We start from the raw sequence: 826 nt of genomic DNA on the forward strand, positions 1-826 counted from the left end.
GGTACGACTGCGCCGTCACGCTGACGGACACGCCCGCCGCCACGTTCCTGCGTCGCCTGGCCGGACGCATGGAAACCGGCAAGCCCTCGACCTCGGACCCCGCCATGGGCCAGGAACTGATACTGGATTGGAATCCCCCCGCATGAAACCGCCCGCCCCCTACGAGAACGCCGTCACCTTCCAGTTCGGCGACAGCCCCGAACTGGCCGACGAACTGCTGGCCCTGGTGCTGTCCGGCGCCAAGACCGCCACCTGCGGCGCGATGCGCGACTTCGACGACAAGGAACCGGTGCCGACGGCGGGCCGGCGCGACGTGGTGCTGGACGGCCAGGGCCGACCCGCCTGCGTGATCGAGACGGTCAGCGTGGTGATCCAGCGCTTCGACCAGGTGGATGAAGCCTTCGCGGTGGCGGAGGGGGAAGGCCCCTTTGAGGCGTGGCGCGACGGGCACATCGCGTACTTCGAGCGCAACGGTGGCTACAGCCCCGACATGCTGCTCGCCTGCGAGCGCTTCCGCGTGGTGGAGATATTCGAGCGCTGAAGCGCCCGCCGCGACGGCCCCGCCGCCGCGGCGTCAGGGGCGATCAGCCCTCGGACTTGTCGCCGCCCTTGCCCAGGCCGAGATAGCTCTCGATGACCTTGGGATCGCCGGCCAGCTCGCGAGCCGGACCGTGCAGCGTGACTTCGCCGGTCTCCAGCACATAGCCGTAGTCGGCCACCTGCAGCGCGGCGCGGGCATTCTGCTCGACCAGCAGGATGGCCACGCCGGTCTCGCGCAGGCGCGCGATGATGTGGAAGATCTCGCGCACGATGCGCGGCGCCAGGC

At 70.1% G+C, this 826-nt stretch carries 1 protein-coding gene and 1 pseudogene; one reads left to right on the forward strand and one right to left on the reverse strand.

All coding sequences use genetic code 11. The features are described from left to right. The first annotated feature begins 142 nt into the window (after positions 1–142). A complete protein-coding gene (locus KDH83_RS30915; protein ID WP_212322889.1) occupies positions 143–541 on the forward strand; it encodes an ASCH domain-containing protein in 399 nt (132 codons plus the stop codon). A 43-nt stretch (positions 542–584) separates the two neighbouring features. Here the strand turns inward: KDH83_RS30915 and KDH83_RS30920 are convergent. Then, a pseudogene (locus KDH83_RS30920) lies at positions 585–826 on the reverse strand (ABC transporter ATP-binding protein); the annotation flags it as partial.

The organism is Achromobacter sp. Marseille-Q0513, assembly GCF_018195695.1.
Taxonomy (GTDB): domain Bacteria; phylum Pseudomonadota; class Gammaproteobacteria; order Burkholderiales; family Burkholderiaceae_B; genus Achromobacter.

What these genes read in the sequence shown, in the direction of transcription:
- KDH83_RS30915 (WP_212322889.1), top strand. Translation starts at nt 143, where the DNA reads ATGAAACCGCCCGCCCCCTACGAGAACGCCGTCACCTTCCAGTTCGGC.